Origin of the sequence: Rhodopirellula maiorica SM1 (genome assembly GCF_000346295.1) — a bacterium.
In the GTDB taxonomy this organism is placed as follows: Bacteria; Planctomycetota; Planctomycetia; order Pirellulales; family Pirellulaceae; genus Novipirellula; species Novipirellula maiorica.
Genome location: NZ_ANOG01000483.1, coordinates 1 through 7,087, shown reverse-complemented (window position 1 = coordinate 7,087; position 7,087 = coordinate 1). Strand labels below are relative to the sequence as shown.

3 protein-coding genes are annotated in these 7,087 nt (G+C 53.0%); 2 read left to right on the top strand and 1 reads right to left on the bottom strand.

The genetic code is table 11. From position 1 onward, the window contains the following. A partial coding sequence (locus RMSM_RS15155; RefSeq protein WP_478212708.1) for a DNA-directed RNA polymerase subunit beta occupies positions 1-610 on the top strand: 610 nt, incomplete at its 5' end. A gap of 179 nt (positions 611-789) precedes the next feature. Beyond that, the gene (gene rpoC / locus RMSM_RS15150; RefSeq protein ID WP_008697767.1) at positions 790-5,217 is read left to right on the top strand and encodes a DNA-directed RNA polymerase subunit beta'; all 4,428 of its coding nucleotides are present in this window, start codon (positions 790-792) and stop codon (positions 5,215-5,217) included. A 174-nt stretch (positions 5,218-5,391) separates the two neighbouring features. On the opposite strand, the gene RMSM_RS15145 is transcribed toward rpoC, so the two are convergent. Further along, the coding region (locus RMSM_RS15145; protein ID WP_040766985.1) for a polysaccharide biosynthesis tyrosine autokinase at positions 5,392-7,087 on the bottom strand (1,696 nt) is incomplete at its 5' end.

Here is a 7,087-nt window from a genome sequence, read left to right as displayed (position 1 = left end):
GCCCGATGGGACGCCGATCCAAATCATGCTCAATCCGCTTGGCGTTCCTAGCCGTATGAACGTGGGACAGATTCTTGAAACTCACCTTGGATGGGCGGGTGCCAAGCTTGGCTTCCAAGCATTGACTCCTGTTTTCGATGGGGCGAGCGAAGAAGACATCAACAAATGCCTCGCCGAAGCCGGGCTTCCTGCTCACGGTAAGATTCGCTTGACGGACGGACGCACCGGAGTCCCGATGGAGCAGGAAACGACGGTCGGTTACATCTACATGCTGAAACTGCATCACCTTGTTGATGACAAGGTTCACGCACGAAGCACCGGACCGTACTCGTTGATCACTCAGCAGCCGCTTGGTGGTAAAGCGCGTTTCGGTGGCCAACGTTTCGGAGAAATGGAAGTTTGGGCACTCGAAGCTTATGGTGCCGCTTACATCCTGCAGGAATTGTTGACCGTCAAGAGCGACGATGTCGAAGGCCGTACCAAGATTTACGAGTCGATGGTCAAGGGCGAGAACACGTTGGAAGCAGGTACGCCTGCGAGCTTCGACGTGTTGACGAACGAGATCCGCGGCTTGGCACTCAACATGCAGCTTGAGAAGCGACCGATTTAAGAGAGGTATTAGGTATTGGGTTTTTGCCGGCGGAGCACCGATTGCTCCGCTGCGAGAACCTTGTCCTCTCTCGTTTTGAAACCGCAGCGGATCGCTGCGGTCATGACTTTGCGATATTCAATCCGATTGTCGCCACCCCCCCTGACACCTAAAAACCTGCTTTCTAAGGCCTGTAATTTATGTCGATTAGCGAAACTAGCAACTACGATCGCATCAACGACTACGCTTCGGTACGCATCTCGCTCGCGCGACCCCAAGACATCAAAAGTTGGTCCTTCGGCGAAGTTAAGAAGCCCGAAACGATTAACTACCGTACCTACCGTCCGGAAAAAGACGGTCTTTTCTGTGAACGCATCTTTGGCCCTGAAAAGGACTGGGAATGTGCCTGCGGTAAATACCGGGGGATGAAGTACAAGGGCATGATTTGTGACCGTTGTGGTGTCAAAGTGACCCACAGCCGTGTCCGTCGTAAGCGAATGGGGCACATCGAATTGGCGGCCCCCGTTGTCCACATTTGGTTCTTCAAAGCGATGCCTTCGCGATTGGGGAACTTGTTGGATATGAAGACCAGTTCGCTCGAAAAGGTCATCTACTTTCAAGATTACGTCGTCATCGATCCGGGCCAAACCGAACTCGAAGAACGTCAATTGTTGACCGAAGAAGAGTATCGCGCAGCTCGAGTTCAATGGGGCAATGACGCCTTTGACGCCGATATGGGTGCCGAGGCGGTTCGCAAGCTGTTGAACAAGTTGGACTTGGTCACACTTTCGGAAAAACTTCGTGTCGATCTGCAAGAGACCGGTTCGAAGCAGAAGAAAAAGGATTTGATCAACCGGCTGAAAATCGTCGAGTCGATTCGAGATAGCGACAATCGTCCTGAGTGGATGGTGTTGGACGTGATTCCAGTCATTCCGCCCGATTTGCGTCCTTTGGTACTGCTGGATAGCGGTAACTTCGCAACCAGCGATTTGAACGATCTATATCGTCGTATTATTAACCGCAACAACCGGTTGCGCAAACTTGTCGATCTGAACGCACCGGAAGTCATCATTCGCAACGAAAAGCGGATGTTGCAGCAATCGGTGGATGCGTTGTTCGATAACAACCGCTGTAAACGACCGGTACTCGGTTCGTCCAACCGGCCGTTGAAGTCGTTGACCGACATGATCAAGGGCAAGCAAGGACGTTTCCGCGAAAACTTGCTCGGTAAACGAGTCGATTACTCGGCACGTAGCGTGATCGTGGTAGGACCACGTTTGAAACTGCACCAATGTGGTTTGCCCAAGAAGATCGCACTTGAACTGTATCAACCGTTCATCATTCGTCGCTTGAAAGAACTTGGTCATGCCGACACGATCAAGTCCGCCAAGAAGATGCTTGAGCGTAAAGACGAAGAGGTCTGGGATATCCTCGAGCAAGTGATTCGCAATCACCCGGTACTGCTCAACCGAGCTCCGACGCTTCACCGAATGGGGATCCAAGCGTTCGAACCGACCTTGGTCGAAGGCAACGCGATCCATTTGCACCCGCTCGTTTGCAAAGGCTTTAATGCTGACTTCGACGGGGACCAGATGGCGGTTCACTTGCCGCTTTCGATCGAGGCCCAAGTCGAAGCTCATACGTTGATGATGAGTACCAACAACGTCTTTGCACCGTCGAACGGTAAGCCAATTATGAGTCCGTCGCAGGACATCGTGATGGGTTGTTACTACATGACGATGGAGCAGCCCGACCGTAAGGGCGAAGGCATGGTGTTCTCGGGGTATGACGAGGTCGACTTGGCCACCGCACAAGGCATTATCAATGTGCATGCCAAGATCAAGCTGCGATTGCCGAAGTTCCAGAAGTTGAAAACCAAGGACGACTCCGGCAAATACGGAGCCGTCATCGATACCACCCCTGGTCGTGTGCGTTTCAACGAAATGCTGCCCGACGGGATGGACTATTACAACTTCCCGATGCGAAGCGGTGACTTGGCAAAGGTCATCTCGGACTGCTACCAACGACTTGGTCGTCGGGCCACGATTCACTTGCTTGACGACATGATGCAGATGGGCTTCCGCGAATCGACGCGAAGCGGTTTGTCGTTTGCAACCGATGACTTGGTGACTCCAGATACCAAACTCAGCTTCATTCGCGATGCTGAAAAAGAGGTGATGAAGCACAAGAAGGCTTATGATCGCGGGTTGATGACCGGTAAAGAGCGTTACAACCAAGTTCTCGATGAATGGACCAAGGCTCGTGAATCGATCACGACCGACATGATGAAAGCGATGGAAAACGACATTCGCGAAGGCGGATGGTATGTGAACCCTGTTTTCTTGATGTCGCACTCGGGTGCTCGTGGTGGTATCGAACAGATTCGACAGCTGGCGGGGATGCGTGGTTTGATGGCCAAGCCGACCGGCGAGATCATCGAAACTCCGATTAAGGCGAACTTCCGCGAAGGTTTGTCGGTATTGGAATACTTCAGTTCGACGCACGGTGCTCGTAAGGGCTTGGCCGATACGGCACTGAAGACGGCCGATAGCGGTTACTTGACTCGTAAACTTGCTGACGTTGCCCAAAACGTGGTCATCACGATGGACGACTGTGGGACGACGCAAGGGATCACCAAAGGGGTGGTTTACCGTGGTGAAAAGGTCGAAGTCAGTTTGGTCGATTCGATCAACGGACGTATCAGTCGCCAATCGATCGTGAACCCTGTGACCGATGAAGTGATCGTGGCCGAAAACCAGATGATCACGCCTGAGATCGCACGTCGCATCGAAGCAATGGGACTCGAGAAGATCCAAGTGCGTACTCCGATGACCTGTGATGCACCTCTAGGGGTCTGTCGCCGTTGTTACGGGATGGATATGTCCACCGGTGCGATGGTCGAAGAAGGGATGGCGGTCGGAATCATCGCGGCACAAAGTATCGGTGAACCCGGAACTCAGCTGACCATGCGTACGTTCCACATCGGTGGTAGCGTGAGCAAGCAGATGGAAGAGTCGGACATCAAGAGCAAGAAGTCCGGTATCGTTCGTCTGACACGAATGCGTGCGGTTCGAAATACCGAAGGCCGCAATATTGTATTGACGCGAAACGGTGAAATCTCGTTGGTCGACGATCGCGGTCGTGAAATCGAATCGTATCCGGTTCCCACCGGGGCGACATTGATGGTCGAAGAAAACGATACCGTTAGCGAAGGTCAAATCCTGTGCGAATGGAACCCGTATTCGATTCCGATTTTGTCGGAAGTTGAAGGCCGCGTTCGTTTCGAAGACGTTGTCGAAGGCGAAACGATGCGTCAAGAACGTGAAGCGAGCGGTAACATCCGTATGCTGATCGTGGATCACAAGGGTGACTTGCACCCTCAAATTGTGATCGAAGACATGGAAGGTAAAGCACTCGACGTGCAGTATCTGCCGGAACGGGCGATGATCATGGCCAAAGAAGGCGCCGCAATTACGCCTGGTATGGTGCTTGCCGAAATGCCGCGTGAAACCGGTGGGGTTTCTGACATTACCGGTGGTCTGCCTCGTGTTACCGAGATTTTCGAAGCTCGTAAGCCGAAGGATCCTGCGGTCATCGCGGAAATCGACGGCGAAGTCGAAATCTTGGCGGAGAAAAAACGTGGTAAACGAACCATTGTCGTTCGCAGTGAATCTGGAATCGAACGTGAACACCTCGTGCCTCACGGTAAGCATTTCCAAGTTCACAGCGGTGACATCGTGCGTGCCGGTCAAGCCCTGGTCGATGGCCCCTTGGTGCCTCACGACATCTTGCGTGTCTCCGGTGAAGAAGCAGTGCAACAATATTTGCTGCATGAAATTCAACAGGTTTATCAATCCCAACGAGTGGAAATCAACGATAAACACTGTGAAATCATCATCGCTCGTATGCTTCGCAAGGTGAAGATCGAGAATCCTGGCGATACCAACCTGTTGCCTGGATTGGTGATGGACCGATTCCAATTCCGCAAAGCAAACCAAGAGCTATCCAAGTGCATCAAGATCGCCAACCCGGGCGATAGCGATTACAGCGAAGGCACGATTATTCCAAAGGATACGTTCGAGCAAGCGAATGCTGAGATCGAAGCATTGGGCGGAACGCCGGCTAAGGGCAAGCGTCCGAAGTCGGCGACGGCGAGCACTCAGTTGCTTGGAATCACCAAGGCTGCGGTTCAGTCGAACAGCTTCATCAGTGCCGCGTCCTTCCAAGAAACCACCAAGGTTTTGACCGAGGCCGCGTTGGCGGGCAAGGTCGACAAGTTGGTGGGATTGAAGGAAAACGTGATCCTCGGTCACTTGATTCCTGCGGGTACCGGTTTCCGGATTTTCCAAGATGGCGAAGTGAATTACCGTCGCGAAGCATTGGAAGAGTTGGCTGCGGCACCGGTTCAATCACTCGAAGAAAGCTTCCCACTGCTCAATGCAGGCGAAGAAGCTCCTGCGGCACCGGCGGCGCCAACCATTTCACCGCTGGATGTTTCACCAACCGATGCTCCGGCAATGGACAGCGAAAGCAGCGATGCGCCGGCGGCACCTGCCAGCAACGAAGCTTTGGACAACATGTTCGGCGGCGGAAGCAGCAGCGGTGGCGGCGAACAGCAAGGTTCTTAAACCGGATCGGATGCCCCCATCCGTTATGTGGTCACGATAGATTGGGTCACGATCGATTGTTCATTAATAAGACGGCGGTGATTTAAAATCACCGCCGTCTTTTTTTGTGTCAGAACTCAAGAATGTACCGCTAAGTTCTGCAGTCTCAATTTCGGTGGTTTTGTCTTGGTGGTACTAATGGACACGCCGTTTGATGGCGGTTGGAACAGCAGATGTATTCATGATCTGGGGCGGTGCAAAGCTGCGACGACGACATGTGCCGCAAGTCGTTTCGTTGACCACCACTCCCAACACGTTGGCTCCTGCGATTTCAAGCAACTCACACGCTTGCTGGGTCTCTGCAGGATCGTTGTGATGCGAACGGACGGTCAATAGTACGCCGTCCGACAATACCGAAATCACACGTGATTCGCTGGCCAATAGGATCGGCGGTGTATCAATGATCACAAATTGAAATCGGTCTCTTAGCCAATCGATGAAGCGAGCGAATCGCTGCAAGGCAATCAGGTCCGCCGGACGTTTCGGCAGCGGTCCAGCGGTCAACAGGTACAGTCCCGCCGTATTCACTTCTCGAATGACGTCACGTGGTGTGGAGTGCCCGCTGAGCAGCGTTGACAATCCGATGTGATTGGCGCTGCTAAATAGATTGTGCATTGTCGGCGTACGGAGGTTGGTATCCATCAATAGCACACGTTTACCGGACTGGGCAATCGAGACCGCTAGATTGGCAGCCAAAGTCGATTTGCCGTCACCCGCCATGGGGCTGGTTACTTGAATCACCATGTTGGTGCCGGTGTGATTGATACAGTCCAGTGCCGTCCGGACCGACCGATAGGCTTCGGCATCGGCCGATTCAGGTTCGTGAACCGTACAGAGCGTTTGCGGTTGGCGCGGTTGGAAACGTTTGCGATCCCGATTGCGTTCAGGGATCTTGGCGAGAATGGGAAGGCCCAAATCACGGATCGCATCAGGATTATGGTAGGTGCGATCGGCGATTTCGGCACACCCTACCCAGCCAAATACGCACAGCAATCCGATCATACCAGATGTCAGCGTGATCATCAGAGCGTTAGGAGCAATCCGAGACGGCGTGCTTGGCGGCGAAATTACAGTGGTGCGATAAGTTCCGTAGTCCTTGTTAATGTCAAACTGGCCGAGTTGACTTATCAAAGCGTCATAACGTCGTTGCGTCAGTGCGATTTCGTCCATTAAATGATCATGCTCGTTCTGATAAAGCTCTGATTCGCGAACTTTGGCTCGGTGCTGCTCCATCCGCTGCGTCATCGACTGATATTGCGAGGCCAAGGTGAGGTCGGTCGCATCCAGGTCGGCCAAATCCTGTTGCAATGAGCTGATGTATGAGTCGATCAACTCGGCTAACCTAGACTCATTGCTTTCCATCGCATCGGTCGCGTTTGTCGCGGCGTCGGGTGCCCTGGTTTCTGAAGCGGAGATCCCAATCGCCGAGCCAGCGACGAATCGACTCTCAAGGGCGATTTCCGCCTCGACCGATTTTATTTGCTCGTCATACAGGTCACGGATTTGGTTTATTTTCTTGCGTAATTCTCGTAGCGACGGATAGCTGTCGCCGTACTGATTGGACAACAGTTTCTCTTCTTCTACCAACGGAAACAGCTGTTTGCCCAGCCTCTCCTTTAGGCCTTGCAGTCGGATTCTCGCTTCCAGCAACCGCTCATGTGCCTGCAGTTGCTTGGAATCGTTTCGCCACATTGATCGATCCGCCAAGTCTTCCTGCCGCTCTACCTGATGCAAATCCGATGCTTCCAGTTGCATTTGGCGTTCGAGGTAGATCGCGGGCAGCAACTGACTTGCCGCTTGGATGCCTTGCGTTTGCGCGGTCTTGATTGTC